This is a genomic window from Streptomyces sp. NPDC088747 (genome assembly GCF_044751025.1).
GTDB lineage: Bacteria > Actinomycetota > Actinomycetes > Streptomycetales > Streptomycetaceae > Streptomyces.
In genome coordinates this window covers 65,393-86,879 of the sequence record NZ_JBIVKZ010000011.1, presented here as the reverse complement: position 1 = coordinate 86,879, position 21,487 = coordinate 65,393, and the positions used below count along the sequence as shown (strand labels likewise).

Annotated in this window: 14 protein-coding genes; 11 read left to right on the top strand and 3 right to left on the bottom strand. The window is 70.8% G+C overall.

From position 1 onward, the window contains the following. Nucleotides 1-86: 86 nt before the first annotated feature. The 8 genes from ACIP79_RS25010 to ACIP79_RS24975 all read left to right on the top strand — a co-directional run bounded on the left by ACIP79_RS25010 (nt 87) and on the right by ACIP79_RS24975 (nt 9,852). Nucleotides 87-1,613, top strand: a complete 1,527-nt coding sequence (locus ACIP79_RS25010; protein WP_401226799.1) for a gamma-aminobutyraldehyde dehydrogenase — start codon at nt 87-89, stop codon at nt 1,611-1,613. A 76-nt stretch (nt 1,614-1,689) separates the two neighbouring features. Further along, nucleotides 1,690-2,937, top strand: coding sequence for a spermidine/putrescine ABC transporter substrate-binding protein (locus ACIP79_RS25005; RefSeq protein ID WP_387186409.1), 1,248 nt, complete (start codon nt 1,690-1,692; stop codon nt 2,935-2,937). Between the two features lie 5 nt (nt 2,938-2,942). Beyond that, the gene (locus ACIP79_RS25000) at nt 2,943-4,103 is read left to right on the top strand and encodes an ABC transporter ATP-binding protein (protein ID WP_383682777.1); all 1,161 of its coding nucleotides are present in this window, start codon (nt 2,943-2,945) and stop codon (nt 4,101-4,103) included. Beyond that, a complete protein-coding gene (locus ACIP79_RS24995; protein WP_401226798.1) occupies nt 4,103-5,026 on the top strand; it encodes an ABC transporter permease in 924 nt (307 codons plus the stop codon). Before ACIP79_RS25000 ends, ACIP79_RS24995 begins: the two co-directional genes overlap by 1 nt. Further along, nucleotides 5,027-5,827, top strand: coding sequence for an ABC transporter permease (locus ACIP79_RS24990; protein WP_383682737.1), 801 nt, complete (start codon nt 5,027-5,029; stop codon nt 5,825-5,827). It abuts the gene before it with no gap. A gap of 37 nt (nt 5,828-5,864) precedes the next feature. Further along, on the top strand, nt 5,865-7,283 hold the full coding sequence (locus tag ACIP79_RS24985) for an NAD(P)/FAD-dependent oxidoreductase (protein WP_401226797.1): 1,419 nt from the start codon (nt 5,865-5,867) through the stop codon (nt 7,281-7,283). Nucleotides 7,284-7,478: 195 nt separating this feature from the next. Continuing rightward, nucleotides 7,479-7,931, top strand: a complete 453-nt coding sequence (locus ACIP79_RS24980) for a hypothetical protein (RefSeq protein WP_383682732.1) — start codon at nt 7,479-7,481, stop codon at nt 7,929-7,931. A 193-nt stretch (nt 7,932-8,124) separates the two neighbouring features. Beyond that, nucleotides 8,125-9,852: a chitinase gene (locus ACIP79_RS24975; RefSeq protein WP_401227029.1), complete on the top strand. Its 1,728-nt coding sequence runs from the start codon at nt 8,125-8,127 to the stop codon at nt 9,850-9,852. Here ACIP79_RS24975 and ACIP79_RS24970 read toward each other — a convergent pair. Then, on the bottom strand, nt 9,840-10,547 hold the full coding sequence (locus tag ACIP79_RS24970) for a phosphatase PAP2 family protein (protein ID WP_401226795.1): 708 nt from the start codon (nt 10,545-10,547) through the stop codon (nt 9,840-9,842). The two genes, ACIP79_RS24975 and ACIP79_RS24970, sit on opposite strands and share 13 nt — an antisense overlap. Nucleotides 10,548-10,874: 327 nt before the next feature. After that, a complete protein-coding gene (gabT, locus tag ACIP79_RS24965; protein WP_383682727.1) occupies nt 10,875-12,209 on the bottom strand; it encodes a 4-aminobutyrate--2-oxoglutarate transaminase in 1,335 nt (444 codons plus the stop codon). Nucleotides 12,210-12,530: 321 nt separating this feature from the next. Here gabT and ACIP79_RS24960 point away from each other — a divergent pair, with 321 nt between their 5' ends. The 3 genes from ACIP79_RS24960 to ACIP79_RS24950 all read left to right on the top strand — a co-directional run bounded on the left by ACIP79_RS24960 (nt 12,531) and on the right by ACIP79_RS24950 (nt 18,352). Beyond that, nucleotides 12,531-14,657, top strand: a complete 2,127-nt coding sequence (locus tag ACIP79_RS24960) for an ATP-binding protein (protein WP_401226793.1) — start codon at nt 12,531-12,533, stop codon at nt 14,655-14,657. Between the two features lie 261 nt (nt 14,658-14,918). Beyond that, nucleotides 14,919-16,574: a PucR family transcriptional regulator gene (locus tag ACIP79_RS24955; protein ID WP_401226791.1), complete on the top strand. Its 1,656-nt coding sequence runs from the start codon at nt 14,919-14,921 to the stop codon at nt 16,572-16,574. Between the two features lie 332 nt (nt 16,575-16,906). Next, nucleotides 16,907-18,352 (top strand): aldehyde dehydrogenase family protein, encoded by a 1,446-nt coding sequence (locus ACIP79_RS24950; RefSeq protein WP_401226790.1) that lies wholly within the window; start codon nt 16,907-16,909, stop codon nt 18,350-18,352. Between the two features lie 121 nt (nt 18,353-18,473). Here the strand turns inward: ACIP79_RS24950 and ACIP79_RS24945 are convergent, their stop codons facing one another. After that, nucleotides 18,474-21,338 carry a glycoside hydrolase family 3 C-terminal domain-containing protein gene (locus ACIP79_RS24945; RefSeq protein WP_401226789.1) on the bottom strand — a complete coding sequence of 955 codons (2,865 nt, stop codon included), beginning with the start codon at nt 21,336-21,338 and terminating at the stop codon, nt 18,474-18,476. Nucleotides 21,339-21,487: the final 149 nt, after the last annotated feature.

Below are 21,487 nucleotides of genomic sequence, written 5' to 3'. Positions count from 1 at the left end.
CCTTTGCTCTGTCAGGATCGGCACTCAAATCGAGCCGGAGCTACGCCGACCCCCGCTGGACGGGGAGGACGGCGGAGGAGAGCGACATGCACAATCCGGGCCATCGCTTCCAGGCGCAGGACCGTTTCGCGGACGGCGCGCAGTACATCGCGGGCCGGCTGACCAAGGGCACCTCCGGCCATGCGTACGCGGTCGTCGACCCGGCCACGGGCGACGAGGTCTACACGTACGAACTCGCGGGCACCGCAGACGTGGACGCCGCCGTCGCGGCAGCCCGCGCCGCGTTCCCCGGCTGGTCGGGCGCCACCCCCGGCGAGCGCTCCGACGCGCTGCACCGCTTCGCCGCCGTGGTCGCCGAGCGCGCCGAGGAGTTCGCCCGCGCCGAATCCCTCCAGTGCGGCAAGCCGCTCAAGCTCACCCGGGAGTTCGACGTCCCGGGGACCATCGACAACATCGCGTTCTTCGCCGGCGCGGCCCGCCACCTCCAGGGCCAGTCCGCGGGCGAGTACTCCGGCGACCACACCTCGTACGTACGCCGTGAACCCATCGGTGTCGTCGGCTCCATCGCCCCCTGGAACTACCCCCTCCAGATGGCGGCCTGGAAGATCCTCCCCGCGATCGCGGCCGGCAACACGATCGTCCTGAAGCCCGCCGAGCTCACCCCGCTCACCTCCCTCCTCTTCGCCGAGGCGGCCACCGCGGCCGGTATCCCCGACGGTGTCGTCAACATCGTCACCGGAGCGGGGAAGGACGCCGGTGAGCACCTCGTCGGCCACCCCGACGTCGCCATGACCTCCTTCACCGGTTCGACCGCCGTCGGCAAGCGGGTCGCGGAGATCGCCACCTCCACCGTCAAGCGGCTCCACCTGGAGCTGGGCGGCAAGGCGCCCTTCGTGGTCTTCGACGACGCGGACCTCGAAGCCGCTGTCAACGGCGCGGTCGCGGGCTCCCTCATCAACAGCGGGCAGGACTGCACGGCGGCCACGCGCGCGTACGTGCAGAGGCCCCTCTACGAGGCGTTCGTATCCAAAACGGCCGACCTCATGGCGAGCGTCCGGGTGGGAGACCCCTTCGCCCCGGACACCGACCTGGGGCCGCTGATCTCGCACGCCCAGCGCGACCGCGTCGCCGGATTCGTCGACCGTGCGCGCGCCTACGCGCGCGTGGTCACCGGCGGGGCCGCCCCGCAGGGGGACCTCAAGAGCGGCGCGTACTACCGGCCCACCCTCGTCGCCGACGCCGCCCAGGACAGCGAGATCGTGCAGTCCGAGATCTTCGGGCCCGTGCTGGTCGTACTGCCCTTCGACACCGACGACGAGGGCATCGCGCTGGCCAACGACACACCGTACGGACTGGCCGCCTCCGCCTGGAGCCGCGACGTCTACCGCGCCAACCGCGCCACCCGCGAGATCAAGGCGGGCTGCGTCTGGGTCAACGACCACATTCCGATCATCAGCGAGATGCCGCACGGCGGCTACAAGGCGTCCGGCTACGGCAAGGACATGTCCGCGTACTCGTTCGAGGAGTACACACAGCTCAAGCACGTCATGTTCGACAACACTGGGGTTGCCGGGAAGGACTGGCACCGCACGATCTTCGGGGACCGGAGCTAGTCGGCACGTTCGGCCGGCACCGAGACAGACCAGGCCGCGACCACGGCCGCGATCCTTCCGAAAGGGCACCAGGAGCATGGAGCAGTACGAGCCCGAACCTCTGTCCCCGGTCCAACTGGCCGCCATGCGGCGCAGCCTCAGGAACGGCAGGGCCTCCCTCGGCCGCCGTTCCCTGCTGCGCGCCTCGGCGGGCGGTGCGCTGGCCATCGGCGGACTCGGGGCGCTCAGCGCCTGCGGGATCCCCGCGGCCGGCAAGACCCAGGGCGGGGTCTCCGCCGACGACCTCTCGGCCAAGGAGAAGACGATCAACTTCTCCAACTGGACCGAGTACATGGACGTCGACGAGAGCGAGAAGCACCACCCCACGCTGGACGCCTTCACCAAGCGCACCGGCATCACCGTCAAGTACACCGAGGACATCAACGACAACGCCGAGTTCTTCGGCAAGATCAAGCCGCAGCTCGCCGCGGGCCAGGACACAGGCCGTGACCTCATCGTCCTCACCGACTGGCTGGCCGGCCGGCTGATCAACCTCGGGTGGGTCCAGAAACTGGACCCGGCCAACCTGCCGCACGCCTACACCAACCTGTCGCAGCAGTTCCGCAACCCCGACTGGGACCCCGGACGCGCCTACTCCTATCCCTGGCAGGGCATCTCGACCGTCATCGCCTACAACAAGAAGGCGCTCGACGGTGTCGAGGTGAAGTCGGTCTCCGACATGCTCGACAACCCCAAGCTCAAGGGGCGGATCGGCTTCCTGACGGAGATGCGCGACAGCATCGGCATGACGCTGCTCGACATGGGCAAGGACCCGGCCAAATTCACGGACGACGACTACGACGCGGCGATCGCCCGTCTCCAGAAGGCCGTCGACAAGGGTCAGATCCGCCGCTTCACCGGCAACGACTACACGTCCGACATCACCAGCGGGAACTTCGCGGCCTGCATCGCCTGGGCCGGCGACGTCGTCCAGCTCAAGGCGGACAGCCCGGACGTCGACTTCATCATCCCGGACAGCGGTTACATCACCTCGACCGACAACATGCTGATCCCCAACAAGGCGCGCCACAAGACGAACGCCGAGCGGCTCATGGACTACTACTACGAGCCCGAGCCGGCCGCCCAGCTCGCCGCCTACATCAACTACGTCTGTCCGGTCGACGGAGTGAAGCCGTACCTGGAGAAGATCGACAAGGAGGCGGCGGAGAACCCGCTGATCATTCCCGACCAGGCCATGGCCGCCAAGTCTCACGCCTTCCGCCTGCTCAGCAGCAAGGAAGAGACGGCCTACGAAGAGAAGTTCGCGAAGCTCACAGGGGCGTGACCATGATGACGACAGACAACAGCGGCGACGTCCGCCTCTCCGGGATCAGCAAGACGTACGGCGCCTTCACGGCCGTACACCCGCTCGACCTCACCGTGCCGCAGGGATCGTTCTTCGCCCTCCTCGGGGCGTCGGGCTGCGGCAAGACCACCACGCTGCGCATGATCGCCGGCCTGGAGGAGCCCACTTCGGGAAGCGTGCACCTGGGGGACCAGGACGTGACGAACCTGCCGCCCTACAAGCGGCCGGTGAACACCGTCTTCCAGTCCTACGCGCTCTTCCCGCATCTCGACATCTTCGAGAACGTCGCCTTCGGCCTGCGCCGGCGCGGCATCAAGTCGGTGAAGAAGCAGGTCGAGGACATGCTGGAGCTCGTACAACTCGGCGAGCAGGCCCGCAAGAAGCCGCATCAGCTCTCCGGCGGCCAGCAGCAGCGCGTCGCCGTCGCCCGCGCGCTGATCAACACCCCCAAGGTGCTGCTCCTCGACGAGCCGCTCGGCGCTCTCGACCTCAAGCTGCGCCGCCAGATGCAGTTGGAGCTCAAGCGCATCCAGACCGAGGTCGGCATCACGTTCGTGCACGTCACGCACGACCAGGAGGAGGCCATGACGATGGCCGACACGGTCGCCGTGATGAACGCGGGCCGCGTCGAACAACTCGGCTCGCCCGCCGACCTCTACGAGAACCCGAACACCACGTTCGTCGCCAACTTCCTCGGCACCTCCAACCTCATCGAGGCCGAGGTCGACTCCACGAGCGGCGACGAGATCGTCCTCAAGGCGGGCGGCGGCAAGCTGTCGCTGCCCGCGGCGCGATGTTCGGCGCCCACGACGACCGGCGGCAAGGTGCTGGTCGGCGTCCGCCCCGAGAAGATCACGCTCACGCACGCCGACGACGCGGGCGACATCCCGGTGGGCCGCAACCGGATCACCGGCAAGATCGCCGACTCCAGCTTCATCGGCGTCTCCACGCAGTACGTCATCGACAGCGCCGTCTGCCCCGAGTTCGAGGTGTACGCCCAGAACATCGACCGCGACTCCCGGCTCCGGCCCGGCACGGACGTCGTCCTGCACTGGAACCCGGCGCACACCTTCGGGCTGGACGCGGCCCAGGACATCGACGCCGGGGTCGAGTCGGTGGACCCGGAGAAGGGGGCGGCCGCCTGATGGCCACCGTCACCGAGGCGCCGCCACTGGCTCCGCAACCGGCCGAGAAGCCGCCCCGCAAACGCCGCCGGCTCACCCCGTACTGGCTGCTGCTGCCCGGCATCCTCTGGCTGCTGGTCTTCTTCGCGCTGCCGATGGTCTACCAGGCCTCCACGTCCGTGCAGACGGGCTCCCTGGAGGAGGGCTACAAGGTCACCTGGCACTTCGCGACCTACTGGGACGCGCTGGCGGACTACTGGCCGCAGTTCCTGCGCTCCGTCCTCTACGCGGGCTCCGCGACGATCCTGTGCCTGATCCTCGGATACCCGCTCGCCTATCTGATCGCCTTCCGGGCGGGCCGCTGGCGCAACGTCGTCCTCATCCTGGTCATCGCGCCGTTCTTCACCAGCTTCCTGATCCGCACGCTGGCCTGGAAGACGATCCTCGCGGACGGCGGCCCGGTGGTCGGCGCCCTCAACTCGCTGCACGTCCTGGACGTCACGAGCTGGCTCGGCGTCACGGCGGGCGACCGGGTCCTCGCGACCCCGCTCGCGGTGATCTGCGGTCTCACGTACAACTTCCTGCCGTTCATGATCCTGCCGCTCTACACCTCGCTGGAACGCATCGACGGACGCCTGCACGAGGCGGCCGGCGACCTCTACGCGAAGCCGGTCACGACGTTCAGGAAGGTCACCTTCCCGCTGTCGATGCCCGGTGTGGTCTCCGGGACCCTGCTGACCTTCATCCCGGCCAGCGGCGACTACGTCAACGCCGATCTGCTCGGCTCGACGGACACCCGGATGGTGGGAAACGTTATCCAGACGCAGTTCCTGCGAATTCTCGACTATCCGACGGCCGCGGCGCTCTCCTTCATTCTCATGGCCGCCATTCTCATCATGGTCACCTTCTACATTCGCAAGTCCGGGACGGAGGATCTGGTTTAAATGGCCTTCGTACGCTGGCTCAAGCACCATCTCGTCGTCATCGCGGGACTGCTGACACTCGGATATCTGCTCCTGCCGAACGTCGTGGTCACGGTGTTCTCCTTCAACAAACCGAAGGGGCGCTTCAACTACGAGTGGCAGAACTTCTCCACGGACGCCTGGACCGACCCGTGCGGCGTCGCCGACATGTGCGGCTCGCTCTCGCTCAGCCTCCAGATCGCCGTCTGGGCGACCCTGGGTGCCACCGTCCTCGGCACCATGATCGCCTTCGCCCTGGTCCGCTACCGCTTCCGCGCGCGCGGCGCCGTCAACTCGCTGATCTTCCTGCCGATGGCGATGCCCGAGGTGGTGATGGCAGCCTCGCTGCTCACCCTGTTCCTCAACATGGGCGCACAGTTGGGTTTCTGGACGATCCTCATCGCCCACATCATGTTCTGCCTCAGCTTCGTGGTGACGGCGGTCAAGGCGCGCGTCATGTCGATGGACCCGCGTCTGGAGCAGGCGGCCCAGGACCTGTACGCGGGACCGGTGCAGACCTTCGTCCGGGTCACCCTGCCGATCGCGGCCCCCGGGATCGCCGCGGGCGCGCTGCTCGCCTTCGCGCTCTCCTTCGACGATTTCATCATCACCAACTTCAACGCGGGCTCGACCGTCACCTTCCCCATGTTCGTCTGGGGATCGGCACAGCGCGGAACACCCGTTCAGATCAATGTCATCGGTACGGCCATGTTCGTCGTCGCCGTACTGTTCGTGCTGGCCGGAATGGTGGTCGGTAACCGCCGCAACCGCCAGAAGGCATAAGCCCCGAGAGAAAAGCACGTGTAAGGGAGTGGAAATCATGGCCCCAGGCGCCATGACCCGTTGGACCGAGTCTCTTTCCGACGCACAGCCGGTGTCCTACTGGCTGGACGACCCCGGCAGGCCCCGCCCCGAACCCGCCCTCACCACCGCCGAGACCTGCGACCTGCTCGTCGTCGGCGGCGGCTACAGCGGACTGTGGACCGCGCTCCTGGCCAAGGAGCGTGACCCCGGGCGCGAGGTGGTCCTGGTGGAAGGCCGTGAGGTGGGCTGGGCCGCCTCCGGCCGCAACGGCGGCTTCTGCGCCGCGTCCCTGACCCACGGTCTGGCCAACGGCCTCACCCGCTGGCCGGACGAGATCAGGAAGCTGGAGGAGCTGGGCGCCCGCAACCTCGACGGCATCGAGGCGGCCGTCGCCCGCTACTCCATCGACTGCGACTTCGAGCGCAGCGGCGAGATCGACGTCGCCACCGAGCCGCACCAGGCGGCCGAACTGCGCGACTGGCACGAGGAGTTGCGCCGCGAGGGGCTGGCGGACGGCACCGAATTCCTGGACGCGGAGGCGGTGCGGGAACAGGTCGACTCGCCGACGTTCCTGGCCGGTCTGTACGACCGCCGGGGCGTCGCGATGCTGCACCCCGCCAAGCTCGCCTGGGGCCTCAAGCGGGCGTGCCGGGAACTCGGCGTCCGCGTCTACGAGCACACTCCCGCACTCGAACTGAGGCCGCACGGCGCCGGAATGGCCGTACGCACCCCGTACGGCTCGGTCCGCGCCCGCCGCGTGGCCCTCGGTACGAACATCTTCCCGAACCTGGTCAGGCGAGTGCGCGCGTACACCGTCCCCGTCTACGACTACGCGCTGATGAGCGAGCCGCTGACCTCCGACCAGTTGGCGTCCATCGGCTGGAAGAACCGCCAGGGACTGGGGGATTCGGCGAACCAGTTCCACTACTTCCGGCTCTCCGCCGACAACCGGATCCTGTGGGGCGGTTACGACGCGATCTATCCGTACGGCGGCCGTATGCGCGCCGAGTACGACGACCGTCCCGAGACGTACGCGAAGCTCGCCGGGCACTTCTTCACCTGCTTCCCGCAGTTGGCGGGCGTCCGCTTCACGCACGCCTGGGGCGGCGCGATCGACACCTGCTCGCGCTTCTCCGCCTTCTTCGGTACGGCGCACCAGGGCAAGGTGGCCTACGCGGCGGGCTACACCGGGCTCGGTGTGGGCGCGACCCGGTTCGGGGCGGACGTGATGCTCGACCTGCTCGCGGGGGAGCGCACGGAACGCACCGAGCTGGAGATGGTCCGTAAGAAGCCGCTGCCGTTCCCGCCCGAGCCCTTCGCCTGGACGGGCATCGCGCTCACCAAGTGGTCGCTGGCGCGGGCGGATTCGAACGGCGGCCGGCGAAATCTGTGGCTCAAGGCGATGGACAGGGTGGGGCTCGGCTTCGACAGCTGAGGAGCACCGACGGGCGAGGGCTCCTACGGCGCGGCAGGGCGCGTGCGCCGGTTCTTGATCCACGGCGTACGCCCTGCTCAGCCGCTGTGATCCCCGCGCTGTCAACAAATGTTCAGAACCCGCGTAATGGCCGGGCCGAACCTCGCTCTCTCCTGTGACGCGACCAGCGTCGACATGAGAGAGGGAGGTTCCGCCATGACAGGGGCCAAGACGGCGGTCGACTGGCTGGCATCCGTAGCTCCGGATCCGGAGGCCTGCCGCTGGGAATGGGAGCGCAATCCGCTGGGGATCGCGCTGCTGCCCGCGGGCAAGGCCTGGGACGTACTGATCCTGCCCGGCGAACTCGGCTACCCCACGCTCGACGTGCTGACCCGGGTGATCGACCAACTCGGTCCGGTCCTCGTCGACTTCGGGGACGCCCGGATGGGCTTCTTCGTGCCCGCGGGCACCGCGGCCCGGTGGCTCGGCACGGGGGTGCGCACGGCGGGCCGCGGCACCTGGATCGTGGTGCCGTACCCGGGACGGACGACCGGCGGGGTCCGCTGGCTGATCCCGCCGGACGGCTCCGGCACGCTCACCGACCCGGCGCTGCTGGAGCTGGCCATGCACGAGGCGGCGGCGGGTATCGCCGGGAACGAGGACCGGTAGCCGTGCCGGGGCCGGACCCCGGTAACAGTCAGAGGTCTTGACAACAGGATTGGTCTGGACCAAATTGGGCGCGCTTCACCCTCCAATTCCCCCCTGCACGGAGGCAGTCGTGGATCGAACCCGACGCAACGGATCAGTCGTACGTCACAGACTTCTCGCCGTGTGCACGGCCATCCTCCTGGCCGTTCCCGGCATGACCGCGCTCTCGTCGGCCGCCCGTGCGGCCGACGCGGACATCGCGAGGAACGGCGGTTTCGAGGCGGGCCTGGACAACTGGACCTGCACAGCGGGCACCACCGTCAACTCACCCGTACGGAGTGGCAGTTCCGCGTTGCAGGCGACCCCGGCCGGCAGCGACCACGCCCAGTGCTCCCAGGCGGTGACCGTCCAGCCCAACTCCCAGTACACCCTGTCCGGTTACGTCCGGGGCAGCTACGTCTACCTCGGCGCGAGCGGCACCGGCACCACCGACGTCTCCACCTGGACCCAGTCCGCGACCGGCTGGCAGCAGCTCACCACGACCTTCCGCACCGGCGCGTCCACCACCAAGGTCACCATCTACACCCACGGCTGGTACGGCACCGGCGCGTACTACGCCGACGACATCTCCCTGTTCGGCCCCGCCGCCACCCCGGGCCAGCCCCCGGCCGCGCCCACCGGCCTGGCGGCAGGCACCGTCACGTCCTCGTCCGTCGCCCTGTCCTGGTCCCCGGTGACCGGCGCGACCGGATACGCCGTCTACCGCGGCGGCGTCAAAATCCAGACGGTGACCGGGACTTCGGCCACGGTCAGCGGGCTCACGGCCTCTACGGCGTACGCCTTCCAGGTCGCGGCGGTCAACGACGCGGGCGAGTCGCCGAAGTCGGCGACCGTCACCGCGACGACGACAGCGGGCGGCGGAGGCGGCTCCACCGGACACGCACTCGTCGGCTACCTGCACGCCAGCTTCGCGAACGGCGCCGGGTACACCCGCCTCGCCGACGTCCCCGACAGCTGGGACATCATCGACCTGGCCTTCGGCGAGCCCACCTCCACCACCTCGGGCGACATCCGCTTCACCCGCTGCCCGGTGACCGAGTGCCCGACCGTCGAGAGCGAAGCCGACTTCAAGGCGGCCATCAAGGCCAAGCAGGCGGCCGGCAAGAAGGTCCTGATATCCATCGGCGGCCAGAACGGCCAGGTGCAGCTCACGACGACGGCGGCCCGTGACACCTTCGTCACCTCGGTGTCGAAGATCATCGACACCTACGGTCTGGACGGCCTGGACATCGACTTCGAGGGCCACTCGCTCTCCCTGAACGCGAGCGACACCAACTTCAAGAGCCCGACCACCCCCGTGATCGTGAACCTCATCTCGGCCCTGAAGACGCTGAAGGCCAAGTACGGTGCCGGTTTCGTGCTGACCATGGCCCCGGAGACCTTCTTCGTGCAGCTCGGCTACCAGTACTACGGAACCGGCCCCTGGGGCGGCCAGGACCCGCGCGCCGGGGCCTACCTCCCGGTCATCTACGCCATGCGCGACGACCTGACGCTCCTGCACGTCCAGGACTACAACTCGGGCCCGATCATGGGCCTCGACAACCAGTACCACTCCATGGGCGGCGCCGACTTCCACATCGCCATGACCGACATGCTCCTCACCGGCTTCCCCGTCGCCGGCAACGCGAGCAACGTCTTCCCGGCCCTGCGCCCCGACCAGGTGGCCATCGGCATGCCGGCGACGACGAACGCGGGCAACGGATACGTGACGCCGTCCGAGGTCGACAAGGCCCTCGACTGCCTCACCAAGAAGACCAACTGCGGCTCGTACGCCACCCACGGCACCTGGCCGGACCTGCGCGGCCTGATGACCTGGTCGATCAACTGGGACCGCTTCGGAGGCTGGGAGTTCCAGCGGAACTTCGACGGCTACTTCGGCTGAGCGGCGGCGGGACTGCTCGGCCGCCCGGTGTCCACGGAGCCGGTCCGGCCGAGCAGCATCCACAGCGCGGAGAGCAGCACCGCGCACAGGCACCAGCTCGCCACCACGTCCAGCGGCCAGTGGAAGCCGCGCCGGACCAGGCCGAAGGGCACGGCGAGGTTCAGGACGAGACAGCCGGCGACGAGTGCGCGCCGGGCGAGGGCGGTGCGGAGCCACGGGAGGAGGACCAGGGTCGCGGCGCCGTACGCGACGGCGGCGGTCGCCGTGTGGCCCGAGGGATAGAAGCCCGTGCCCGGTCCCATCACCGGTGGACCCGGCCGGGCGACGAGTTCTTTCACCGGCACGACCAATGCCGGTACGACGGCCATCAGCACCGCCGCCGCGACGGAGGGCAGCCACCAGCGGTCCAGCCCCGCCCGACGGCCGCGCAGGGCGACGTACCCGAGGACGACCGCGAGCACGGGAACGGCGACCGCGATGCCGCCGAGGTCGGCGAGGAGTTCGTAGATCCGGGCCGGGCTCACGAGATGTCCGCTGAGCCGTTCGTCCGTGCGGGCGAGGGGGCCGTGGGCCACTACCTGCCAGGTGAACAGCGCGAAGAGGAGGGCCGGAAGGCCGAGAAGGAGGAGGAAGGTCGGCCACCCCGGAACAGGGGGGGTGGTTCCGGAGTGGCCGTCCGGACCGGATCGTCGCACGCCCCGGGGGGTTTGGGGCGGGCGACTGTCCGATCGGTGAGGAGAATCGGAGCTGGAAGCTCCGGGTGTGTGCGCGAGGGCACGACCAGGGCGAAGCTGGGGAGGCCCCGACCCGGCGTCGCCCACAGTCCCCTGTGGGCGGGGTGTATCTCTCATCTGGGTAGAACCTACGACAGGGGATCGGGGTCCGACAGACGGAATCGCGTCCCGTCATGCACCTCGCACACCTTCTTCACACGGCCTGACGGCCGCCGCCCCGCCCGGCGGGCCAAGCGGAATCCGGCGTGAGGGGCGTCCGGACTCCGCCCGGAGGGCGGGCTGGCGGTGTCAGATCCGGGAGAAGGCCTGCTCGATGATGTCGAGGCCCTCGTTGAGGAGGTCCTCGCCGATGACCAGCGGGGGCAGGAAGCGGAGGACGTTGCCGTAGGTGCCACAGGTCAGGACCAGCAGGCCCTCCTGGTGGCAGGCCCTGGCGAGCGCGGCGGTCGCCTCGCTGTTCGGCTCCTTGGACTCGCGGTCCTTGACCAGCTCGATGGCGATCATGGCGCCGCGCCCGCGGACCTCGCCGATGATGTCGAACTTCTCGGCCATCGCGCCCAGCCGGGTCTTCATGACGCCCTCGATGTGCTTCGCCCGCGCGTTGAGGTCGAGCTCCTTCATCGTCTCGATCGCGCCGAGGGCGCCCGCGCAGGCCACCGGGTTGCCGCCGTAGGTGCCGCCCAGGCCGCCCGAGTGCGCGGCGTCCATGATCTCGGCGCGGCCGGTGACGGCGGCGAGCGGAAGGCCGCCCGCGATGCCCTTGGCGGTGGTGATCAGGTCCGGGACGATGCCCTCGTCCTCGCAGGCGAACCACTGGCCGGTGCGGCAGAAGCCGGACTGGATCTCGTCGGCGACGAAGACGATGCCGTTGTCGGTGGCGAACTTGCTGAGCGCGGGCAGGAAGCCCTTGGCCGGCTCGATGAAGCCGCCCTCGCCGAGCACCGGCTCGATGATGATCGCGGCGACGTTCTCGGCCCCGATCTGCTTGTTGATCATGTCGATGGCCTGCGCGGACGCCTCGGCGCCGGCGTTCTGCGGGCCGGTCAGCCAGCGGTAGCCGTACGCCACCGGCACGCGGTAGACCTCGGGGGCGAACGGGCCGAAGCCGTGCTTGTACGGCATGTTCTTGGCGGTCAGCGCCATCGTGAGGTTGGTGCGGCCGTGGTAACCGTGGTCGAACACGACCACGGCCTGCCGCTTGGTGTACGCCCGCGCGATCTTGACGGCGTTCTCGACGGCCTCGGCGCCCGAGTTGAACAGGGCCGACTTCTTCGCGTGGTCGCCCGGCGTCAGCTCCGCGAGCGCCTCGGCGACGGCGACGTACCCCTCGTACGGCGTGACCATGAAACAGGTGTGGGTGAAGTCCTGGAGCTGGGCGGAGGCCCGGCGTACGACGGCCTCGGCGCTCGCGCCGACCGACGTCACGGCGATGCCGGAGCCGAAGTCGATCAGGCGGTTGCCGTCGACGTCCTCGATGATGCCGCCGCCGGCGCGCGTGGTGAACACGGGGAGCACCGAACCCACACCGGCCGCGACCGCGGCGGTACGGCGGGCCTGCAACTCCTGCGACTTCGGGCCGGGGATGGCGGTGACGACGCGGCGCTCCTGCGGAAGTGCGGTCATGAGGGGCTCCCTGATGTTCCTACGAACCGGACGGTCCCCGGCGGACGGGGGCGCACCGGGTGGGGGTGTTTTCGGACGCTTCACTGCTTTCTTCGCAGGTTAGGGCCGGGGGAGGGGGGTGGGCATGCTCCACGGGGGAGATGTTCGGGCTTCCGGTTGTCCGTGGTGGACATAGAGGGGAGGGGCCCGCGGGGCGGCGCGGGACCCGGTCCGGCGGGCGCCTTCGGGCAGGTCCGGCCGTGTAAGCGGTGAACTCCCCGGGCAGGGGCACTAGATTGGCTCGCGGACGACGCACGGAGCGGCTGGTCAGGGGGCAGGGCGATGGACAGCGACGGGACGCGGGACGCGCGGGGCACGCACGCGAATCCTGTGCCGCGTCCGGCGGGGCCGCCGGACGTGCCGACGACGCCGCCGAGGCCCACCCGGGCGCCCGGCATGCCGCCGCTGCCGGACGGCGCCGACTTCCTGACGTGGGTCCGGACGGCCAGGCCGGAGGCGGCCCCCGGGGTGTGGCGGTTCGGGCACCGGCCGCGGCCGGACGAGGAGCCCGAGGAGATCCCGGCGCGCCAGCTGCTGAGCGGCGCCGTGATCGCGTTCCTGGTCGGGTGGCTGATCTGGTCGCTCCTCTGGAACGGCTACCTGGGCGGCTGGTGGATCATCCCGCTCGACCTCTTCACCCCCGATTCCTGGCGCCGCAGCGACGACGCGGTGGGCAACGCGTTCCTCTGGTACGGCTACTACACGCTGATCGCCCTCGGGATCATGTTCGGCGTCGGCCGCCTCGGCCGCTGGGGCGAGGTCTGGCGGCGCTACGGACCGCCCGCCTGGCGCCGTGCCGCTCCCGTGAACGAGCGGCTGCCCGCACCCGAGGAGGACCCCGCCCAGTGGAACCAGCTCCGCGCCGCCGGAGCCGCCGACGCCGCCGACCGGCTCGCCACCGAGGCCCGCCAGGGGCTGATGCGCGACGTCGATCACGCCCGGATCACCCGCGCCTGGCAGGGCGTACGGAGCGGACGGCACAGCCTCGCCACCTTCACCGGTGCGGTCCTCAAGGACGGGTCCGCCGCCTGTCTGCATCCCTCCGGCGCCCGTGACCTGCCCGGCAGGCACGCCCTCCACGACCTCGTGACCGGCCAGGTGCGCCTCGGCACGACAGCCGACGACGCCCGCAACCCGTACGCCTACCGCGCCACCGGACTCGGTCTCGGCCCCGACCTGCTGGGCACCTCGCTGCTCGCGGTCGGCCCGCCCGGATCGGGCAAGACCGGCGGCGTCGTCTGGCCGCTCGCCGAGTCGCTCTGCCTCCAGGCGCTCGCCGGCCGGGCCGCCGTGGTCGTGGTCGGCGCCGCCGGTGCAGGGCTCGGCGCCCCCGACGCCTACGACGTCGTCGTACGGATCGGGAACCCCGCATCCGTGTACGACCTCGACCTGTACGGCGGTACCACCGACCCCGACGAGGCCGCCGCCGTACTCGCGGAGGCGCTCGTCGGCGATCTGGCCGACCCCCACCCCGGGGGCGACAGCCGCCGGTCCACCACCGTCCTCGCCCAGCTCCTCGGCCCCTTCCGCTCGGTCTACGGGCGGTTCCCCTCGGTGCCCGAGCTGCGGCAGCTCCTCGACGGCACCCCCGGTCCGCTCGGGGCGCTGCGCAAGGCCCTGGAAGACAGCGGGAAGGAATCCCTGCTGCGCGAACTCGACGCGCGGGAGCGCCAGTTGGGCCAGCCGGGAGATCTGGGCGGTGTTCTCTCGGACCGCGTCGCGCTGCTCGACAGGCCGGCGTTCGCGGGGTTCTTCGACACGTCGGGTCAGTCCCGCCCCTTCTCGCTGCGGGCCCTGGACCATCCGGTGCGGGTACGGATCGACCTGCCCGCGCGCGGCCACGCCGACGCCTCGCGGATCCTGGCGCGGCTGGTGCTCGCCCAGTTCACGGCGAGCGTCGCGGTGCGCGAGGACCGGTCGCTGTTCGCCTGCCTGGTCCTCGACGACGCGACCGGCGTCGTCACACCCGAGGCCGTACGGGGTATCCAGCGGCTGCGTTCCGGCAACGCCGGCGCCGTCCTGACGCTGCGCACCCTCGACGACGTGCCGCGCACGCTGCGCACTCCGCTGCTCGGGGCCATCGGGTGCCGGATGGCACTGTCAGGCCTCACGCCCTGGGACGGGCAGGACTTCGCCGAGGTCTGGGGCAAGGAGTGGATCGAGGCGCGCGACGTCACCGACCGGCAGATCATCGCGGAGACCCCGGCGGGCAAGGCCCTGCACATGGTGCGCCGGGTGATCACCGGGCACGCGCCGACCGCCCGTGCCGTCACCGTGCGCCAGGTCGAGCGGGAGCGGTGGTCCGCGTCCGAGCTGGCGCACGGGGTGCCCCCGGGGCACGCCGTGCTGTCGCTCACGAGCGTGCGGGGCGAGCACGCGCCGCCGCTGCTGGTGGACCTGCGCGGCTGACGCCGACGGGCCGCGCGTTCGACGGTCCCGTCCCGGGGGGTGCGGCGCTGACCTGTAGGTCTGGACATCCTGGCCTCTACGCCTGGACATCCTGACCTCTACGTCTGGACATACGGTCACGCCCGTACCGTACGGTGAGGCAGAATCGACATGGGTCGTTCATACGTGGCGGCCAAAAGATCACACCGCCAGTGATCGTCGAAGATCCTGTGAAGACCAAGATCCTGTGAAGACCTGAGAACCCGAAGGCCTGAAGGTCCCATGCCCCCCACGCTCGCCTCGCTCGTCCACCACTCCGCGCTCAAGCTCACCGTGCGCGCGGGCGAGGAACGGCTGGACACCCCCGTCCGCTGGGCGCACGCGAGCGAACTCGCCGACCCCGTGCCGTACATGGAGGGCGGGGAGCTCCTGCTGATCACCGCCCTCAAGCTGGACGCGGACGACCCCGAGGCCATGCGCCGCTATGTGAAGCGGCTGGCGGGGGCGGGTGTGGCCGGACTCGGCTTCGCCGTCGGGGTGCACTACGAGGAGATCCCGAAGGCACTCGTCGACGCGGCACAGGAGGAGGCCCTGCCGCTCCTGGAGGTGCCCCGGCGTACGCCCTTCCTGGCCATCAGCAAGGCCGTCTCCGCCGCTATCGCGGCCGACCAGTACCGGGCCGTGACCGCGGGGTTCGCCGCACAGCGCGAGCTGACCAGGCAGGCCCTGAACGACGGGCCCGAGGGGCTGCTCGCCTCGCTCGCCGGGCAGGTCGACGGATGGGCCGCGCTGTACGACGCGTCCGGCGCCGTCGTCGCCACCGCGCCGGACTGGGCGGGCCGCCGGGCCGCCCGGCTGACGCCGGACGTGGAGCGGCTGCGGGACCGGCCCGCGCCCGCGAGCTCGGTGGTCGGCGGTGAGGACCGGGTGGAGCTGCACTCGCTGGGCACGGGACGCCGGCCGCGCGCCGCGCTCGCCGTCGGCACGGCCGCCGCCCTCGGCACCGCCGAACGGTACGCGCTGCACTCGGCGATCGCCCTGCTCACCCTCACCACCGAGCGTTCGCGCTCCCTTCAGGCCGCCGAGCAGCGGATCGGCGCGGCGGTGCTGCGCATGCTGCTCGCCGGGGAGTCCGACCACGCCAGGGCCGTCGCCGGTGACCTGTTCGGCGCGCTCCTCGACGCGCCCTTCCGGCTGATCCTCGCCGAGTCGGCCTCCGCCTCGGCTGCTCGGGCGCACGCCGACGGCCGGACTCGCGTGGCCGCGGCCGTCTCCTCCGTCGCCCTCGCCGTGCCCGACACCGGCGGCGATCCGCTCGGCGCGCTCGCCGAGGTCGTCGAGTCGGCGGCGGCCCGCTCCGGTGAGGCGGTGCTCGTCGTGCCCGACGGGGACCGGCTCGTCGTGCTCGCCGTCGACGGCGGTGCCGCCGTCGCCGCCTGCGGAGAGCACGCGGCGGCGCTGGAGGCCGTGCGGGCGTCCGTGCGGGAGCAGGCCGCCGCGGACGAGGACGAGTTGGTGGTCGGACTGTCGGCGCCCGCCGGGCCGATAGCGGCCGGTGCCGCGTACAAGCAGGCCGAACAGGCGCTGTCCGTCGCCCGGCGGCGGGGACGGTTCCTCGTCGAGCACGAGGAGCTGGCCGCGGGGTCCGTGCTGCCGCTGCTCGCCGACGACGCGGTGCGGGCGTTCGCCGACGGGTTGCTCCGGGCGCTGCGGGAGCATGACGCGACGGGGCGGGGGGATCTGGTCGCCTCCCTGCGGGCGTGGCTGTCCCGGCACGGGCAGTGGGACGCGGCCGCCGCCGATCTGGGGGTGCATCGGCATACGCTCCGGTACCGGATGCGGCGGGTCGAGGAGATCCTCGGGCGGTCGCTGGACGATGCGGATGTGCGCATGGAGCTGTGGCTGGCGCTGAAGACGACGGCGGCGGCGGGGGAGTAGGGGGTTTTCTCGCCCCCTCCGCCCCTTCCCGTCCCTTGTTTCTGGGGGCTGCCGCCCCCAGACCCCCGCTTCGCGCTGACGCGCTCGTCCTCAAACGCCGGACGGGCTGAAAGATCCCGAGCGGGGGTTCGGGGGCGGAGCCCCCGAGAGACGGGACGGGAAGGGGCGGAGGGGGCGAAAAAAGCACCCCCGGCCACCCCCACCGTTCCAAACCGGCACACCCCACCCCCCGACTGCTACGACTCGGACAAACGACCCCCGGCCGCCCCACCCCTACCGTGGACGAAGAAAGCCACGCCCACACCCCAACCTCGGAAGGGCCGGGACCACACATGACTTCCACCCACGCCTTCTGGCTCGCCGGCCGCCAGGCCACGGGCGAGACCACGTTCGACGTCACCTCCCCGTGGGACGGCCGCCTCGTCGGCCAGGTCAGCGTGCCGACCGAGGCCCAGGTCGAGGAGGCCGTCGCCGCCGCGTACGCCGTACGGGACGAGTTCGCCGCCACCCCGGCCCACGTCCGCGCCGCCGCCCTCGACCACGTGTCGAGGCGCCTGGTCGAACGCACCGAGGAGATCGCGCGGCTCATCTCCGCCGAGAACGGCAAGCCGGTCAAGTGGGCCCGCGGCGAGGTCGGCCGCGCGGTGTCGGTGTTCCGGTTCGCTGCCGAGGAGGCCCGCAGGTTCAACGGCGGAGAGGCTCAGCGGCTCGACACCGACCTGGGCGGTCAGGGACGGCTCGCGCTGACCCGGCGGTTCCCCAAGGGCGTCGTCCTGGGCATCGCGCCCTTCAACTTCCCGCTCAACCTGTGCGCCCACAAAATCGCCCCGGCCATCGCCGCCGGCACGCCGATCATCCTGAAGCCGGCGCCCGCGACCCCGCTGTCGGGCCTGATCATCGGCGAGCTGCTGGCCGAGACGGAGCTGCCCGCCGGTTCGTGGAGCATCCTGCCGGTGTCCAACGAGCGGATGCCCGCGCTGGTGCAGGACGAGCGGCTGCCGGTCATCTCCTTCACCGGCTCCGAGAAGGTCGGCTACGCGATCATGGACAGCGTGCCGCGCAAGCACTGCACGCTGGAGCTCGGCGGCAACGGTGCGGCCGTGGTGCTGGCCGACTGGGCGAGCGACGAGGACCTGGACTGGGCCGCCACCCGCATCGCCACCTTCTCCAACTACCAGGGCGGCCAGTCCTGCATCTCCGTGCAGCGGGTGATCGCGGACGCCTCCGTGTACGACCGGCTGCTGCCGCGCATCGTCGCTGCCGTCGAGGCGCAGGTCACCGGCGATCCGTCGGACGACAGGACCGACGTGGGCCCGCTGGTCAGCGAGGACGCCGCCAAGCGTGTCGAAGCGTGGGTCGAGGAGGCCGCCCAGGCGGGTGCCCGCGTGCTCACCGGCGGCAAGCGCGACGGCGCCGCCTACGCGCCGACCGTGCTCGCCGACGTACCGGCGGACGCCACCATCTCCTGCGAGGAGGTCTTCGGACCGGTCCTCACGGTACGGAAGGTGGAGGGAGAGGCCGCCGCCTTCGCCGCCGTCAACGACTCCAAGTACGGCCTCCAGGCAGGTGTGTTCACGCACGACCTGCAGGCCGCCTTCCGCGCGCACCGCGCGCTGGAGGTGGGCGGTGTCGTGATCGGCGACGTGCCGTCCTACCGCGCCGACCAGATGCCGTACGGCGGTGTGAAGCAGTCCGGTGTCGGCCGCGAGGGCGTGAAGTTCGCGATGGACGACTACACCTACGAGCGGGTGCTGGTGCTGACGGGTCTCGCCCTCTGACGTCCGCCCTCAGTTTTCCGTCCCTAGCTCATGGGAACCATTTTCATATAGGCTCCCGGTGCGGGGCCCGGCGCCGATGCCTTCCGGTGCCGGGCCCCGTCGTGCCGGCCTGCCCGGACCCTCAACCGGAGAAGCCGACGTGCGCGAGCCGCAAGGGGCCGCGCAGTCCGAGGTGTACGTCACGCACGCCGGCGGCGGTGAACTCGGCGGCGAGCGTCGTGTACTCGTAGGGTCCCTTGGTCGCGTCGAGGGTCACTGGAGTAATCGGGGAGCCGCCGTCCAGGGAGATCTCCACGACGCCCTCGCCCGCCACCTCGACGGTGACCCGCCGGACGCCGTCCCCGAAGTCGCAGGCGTGGAAGACGAGTTCGCCCGCCCCGCCGTCCACCGGTGTCACGGAGTCGCCCGTCACCTTCGTACGGTCGACGATCGAGGTGTTCCGCTGCACGTCGAAGTCGGCCGCGGCGAGGCCCAGTTCGCGGACCGGGCGAGGGGCGGCCGGTTCGCCGTCGAGTTCGACCGTCGCGCGGAGCCGGATGTCCTCGCTGGAGGCGCCCACGAGCAGTTCGTGAGGGCCCGGCTCCAGACGTGGACGGCCGTGTGCCACATCCCAGAACTCCAGTGCGGAGAGCGGGACTTCGAAGGTCAGCGTGGTCGCGGCGCCGGGAGCGAGGTGGACGCGGCGGTGTGCCGCCAGTTCCCGGCGGGGACGCGGGACGGACGGGTCCACGGCACGGGTGTAGAGCTGGGCGACCTCGTCGGCGGCCACCGTGCCCGTGTTGGTGACGGTGAAGGAGACCCGCAACCCACTGGTGGGAGTGCTGACTTCGAGGCCGGTGTACGAGAACCGCGCGTACGAAAGGCCGTGTCCGAACGGGAACAGCGGCGTGCCCTCGAAGTACAGATACGTCTGACGGCCGCCGATCACGTCGTAGTCGAGGAGGCCGGGCAGGTCCTCGTCGGAGGCGTACCAGGTCTGCGGGAGGCGGCCTGCGGGGGAGACGTCTCCGGCCAGCACGCGGGAGAGGGCGGTGCCCGCGGCCTGCCCGCCGTGCGCGGTCCACAGGACGGCGGGAAGGTCCGTGTGGTCCACCGCGTACGGATACGCGCTGACCAGGACCAGGGCCGTGTGCGGGTTCGCCGCGCGGGCCGACCGGAGCAGCCGCTCCTGGTGGGCCGGGAGCCGCAGGGTCGTACGGTCCTGCGTCTCCCGGCCGTTGATGTGCGGGTCGTTCCCCGCGACCACCAGGACGACGTCCGCGCCGGCCGCCGCGCGCGCCACCGCGTCCTCGCCGCGCTCGGTGAACTCCAGCTGGAGGATTTCCCCTTCGGCCGCGTCCTCGGCGGCAACCTGAACGCCGTCGGCGGCGACAGAGACGTACCTACCCGTCCCGATGTGCTTCAGGAGGTGGCCGCTCTCGTGGGTTCCGGAGGGTTCCAGGCGGAATGTCTCCTGGACGACCCAGCCGCCGGGCTGGTCCGCGGAGGCCCGTACGAAGCCGTCGTCGGCGACCGAGAGATAGCGGCCGTCGGGGGCGCGCAGCGTCAGGACTCCGTCGCCCCAGTCGATGAGAGCGAGTTCGGTGCCGGCCGCGTCGGTGGTGAGCGGGGGCAGGTCCGTACGGCCCGCGAGGAGCGCCGGGTCCAGCGCGCCCTCCGCGCCGCACGCCTCGTCGTCCGCCTCGTCGTCCGCCTCCCCGTGCAGGGGCACCGACAGGTAGGCGCCCGACGAAGTCCGCAGGCGTACGCGGTCCACGCCCTCCGCGAAGTCGACGTACTCGGCGCCGAAACGCTCGTACAGGCCCTCCAGGGGAGTGGACCGGTGGATGAGCGTGCCGCTGTACCAGTCGAGCTTGCACTCGTCGGCGAGGAGTCCGACGACGGCGACGCGGACACCGGGGGCCAGCGGCAGCAGGCCGTCGTTCTTGAGCAGCACGACCGCCTGCTCCGCGGCCTCCTGGGCGAGGGCGCGGTGGGCCGGGGTGTCGAAGTCCGCGGCGCCCGCGTACGGGTCGAGCCCCGGGTCGAACTCGCCCAGCCGGAACCGGACCGCGAGCTGCCGGCGTACCGCCGCGTCGATGTCGGCCTCGCTCAACAGGCCCTGGACGAGAGCGCCTCGGACGCGTTCGGCGATCCGCGAGCCGTCCGTGCCGTGGTCCGTGAAGCTGTCCACTCCGGCGAGGACCGCGGCCGCGGTCGACTCCTCGTGGGTGTCGAAGTAGTGCTCGGAATCGACCAGGTTGGAGGGCGCGCCCGCGTCCGAGCAGACCAGCAGGTCCTGTTCGGTCCAGGTGCGCAGGTGCTCGCGCAGATAGGGGGAGACGTGGTTGGGGCGGCCGTTGACCAGGTTGTACGCGGGCATCACACCGGCCACGGCGCCCGCCTCCACCGTCTCGCGGAAGGCGCGCAGGTCGTACTCGTGCAGAACGCGCGGGCGGACGGAGGCGGACGAGGTGTCCCTGTCCGTCTCGTTGTTGTGGGCCAGCCAGTGCTTGAGGACCGGGGCCGTGCGCCAGTACACCGGGTGGTCGCCGCGCAGACCGCGGGTGTACGCCGTCGCGATCGCCGACGTGAGCCGTGGGTCCTCCGAGTAGCCCTCCTCGTTGCGGCCCCACAGCGGGTGGCGGAGCAGGTTGACCGTGGGGGACCACACGTTGAGGCCGACGCGCTCGTCGCGGGCGCGCATGGCACGGGTCTCGGTCGAGACGGCCTCCCCGATACGCCGTACGAGCTCGTCGTTCCAGGTCGCGCCGAGCCCCACGGCCTGCGGGAACACCGTCGCCGGGCCCATCCAGGCCACGCCGTGCAGCGCCTCCTGTCCGGTGCGGAAGGCGGCGACGCCGAGCCGCTCGACGGCCGGTGCGAACTGGTGCAGGAACGCGATCCGTTCGTCGAGCGTGAGCCGGGCCAGCAGGTCGTCGATGCGCTTCGCGAACGGCAGCTGCGGATCACGGAAAGGGGGCGTAGGCGGCGTTTGTGCGGTCACGTGGTGATCCCTTTGCGATGGAGCGACGGGGCGCTTTCGAAGCGCTTCGATGCTCAGTCGACTGAGGGCTGGGTGTCAAGACACCCAGCCGCAACAACTCCGTCTCCTCATCGGCACATCAAGTGCCGCACGGGGCCGATCCAGTCCTC

Bases quoted from the DNA above. Each gene is read 5' to 3' on its own strand.
- ACIP79_RS24960 (WP_401226793.1), top strand. From the start codon at position 12,531: ATGGACAGCGACGGGACGCGGGACGCGCGGGGCACGCACGCGAATCCT.
- ACIP79_RS24975 (WP_401227029.1), top strand. From the start codon at position 8,125: ATGACCGCGCTCTCGTCGGCCGCCCGTGCGGCCGACGCGGACATCGCG.
- ACIP79_RS25000 (WP_383682777.1), top strand. From the start codon at position 2,943: ATGACGACAGACAACAGCGGCGACGTCCGCCTCTCCGGGATCAGCAAG.
- ACIP79_RS24995 (WP_401226798.1), top strand. From the start codon at position 4,103: ATGGCCACCGTCACCGAGGCGCCGCCACTGGCTCCGCAACCGGCCGAG.
- ACIP79_RS24990 (WP_383682737.1), top strand. From the start codon at position 5,027: ATGGCCTTCGTACGCTGGCTCAAGCACCATCTCGTCGTCATCGCGGGA.
- ACIP79_RS24985 (WP_401226797.1), top strand. From the start codon at position 5,865: ATGGCCCCAGGCGCCATGACCCGTTGGACCGAGTCTCTTTCCGACGCA.
- gabT (WP_383682727.1), bottom strand. From the start codon at position 12,209: ATGACCGCACTTCCGCAGGAGCGCCGCGTCGTCACCGCCATCCCCGGC.
- ACIP79_RS25005 (WP_387186409.1), top strand. From the start codon at position 1,690: ATGGAGCAGTACGAGCCCGAACCTCTGTCCCCGGTCCAACTGGCCGCC.
- ACIP79_RS24980 (WP_383682732.1), top strand. From the start codon at position 7,479: ATGACAGGGGCCAAGACGGCGGTCGACTGGCTGGCATCCGTAGCTCCG.
- ACIP79_RS24950 (WP_401226790.1), top strand. From the start codon at position 16,907: ATGACTTCCACCCACGCCTTCTGGCTCGCCGGCCGCCAGGCCACGGGC.
- ACIP79_RS24955 (WP_401226791.1), top strand. From the start codon at position 14,919: ATGCCCCCCACGCTCGCCTCGCTCGTCCACCACTCCGCGCTCAAGCTC.
- ACIP79_RS25010 (WP_401226799.1), top strand. From the start codon at position 87: ATGCACAATCCGGGCCATCGCTTCCAGGCGCAGGACCGTTTCGCGGAC.